Annotated in this window: 1 pseudogene; it reads left to right on the top strand. The window is 73.3% G+C overall.

The features are described 5' to 3' along the window. Positions 1 to 16: 16 nt before the first annotated feature. A pseudogene (locus B7L92_RS34245) lies at positions 17 to 1,031 on the top strand (tetratricopeptide repeat protein); the annotation flags it as partial.

The raw sequence follows: 1,031 nt of genomic DNA, 5'->3' as shown, positions 1-1,031 counted from the left end.
GTGCGGGGCCGGAGGGTTGGGCAAGACGACCCTCGCCGCCCAGGCGGCCCGTCAAGCGCAGCAGGCGCGGAGGGCGGTGTTCTGGGTCCGTTGGCAGGGCGATCCCGGTCGTCTGGCCGAGGATCTGACGCGGGTCGCGCAGGAGCTGGGGCTTGCGGAGGAGCGGCTGGAGGCGGCGCGGCGGGGGGAGGCGGTGCTGGTCGATGTGGTGTGGGAGCACCTGGCGGCGGTGCCGGGGTGGGTGCTGGTCGTGGACAACGTCGACACTCCCGCGCGGGTCGGGCCGGGCAGGGAGGCGGTGGCGTCTTATCGGGGGTGGCTGCGTCCCGACGGGGCCGGGCTGTTGGTCGTCACCAGTCGGGACACCGCGGTGGGTACGTGGGGGCGGCGGGCGCAGCTGGTGTATCTGGAGCCGCTCGAGGAGATGGCCGCGGCCGCCGTCCTGACCGATGCGGCGCCGGCGGCCGGCAGTGAGGCGGAGGCGCGGGCGCTGGCGGTACGTTTGGGGGGGCTGCCGCTGGCGCTTGAGGCAGCCGGCCGCTACCTTGCCACCGCGACGAGCCGCTACCGCAGCTTCACCGCCTACCGCGAGGCTTTGGACCGGGAGTTCGGTGATCTGCTGGGAGCCGAGCATCCTCAGGCCGCCGATCCGGAGATCGCCCGCACTGTCGTGCGGCACACCTGGGACCTGTCCCTGACCCAGCTCCATACCGACGGATACACTCTCGCCCGCCCGCTGCTGCATCTGCTGGCCCTGCTGGAAGCCGCTCCCGTCCCCCGTTCCCTGATCACCCCCGCGCTGCTGGCCGATGCAACCGGGCAGGACGTCACCGTCACCGCCCTCGATGCCGCTCTGGCCGGGCTGCACCGGTACGCCCTTCTGGGGGTCCCCCGCACCACGGCAGACGCATCAGCCGGGGACGGCGCCGCTCTCGGAGTGGGTCAGGTGGTTCTGCATCCGGTGGTCCGTGAGGTCATGGCCCTCACCCCCACCGGCACCGATCCGGCCCCCTGGTACACCGCCCTGGACG

This window comes from Streptomyces viridosporus (assembly GCF_002078235.1).
GTDB lineage: Bacteria > Actinomycetota > Actinomycetes > Streptomycetales > Streptomycetaceae > Streptomyces > Streptomyces viridosporus.
The sequence above is the reverse complement of the archived record's forward strand: the minus strand, read 5'-3'. Positions and strand labels throughout refer to the sequence as shown.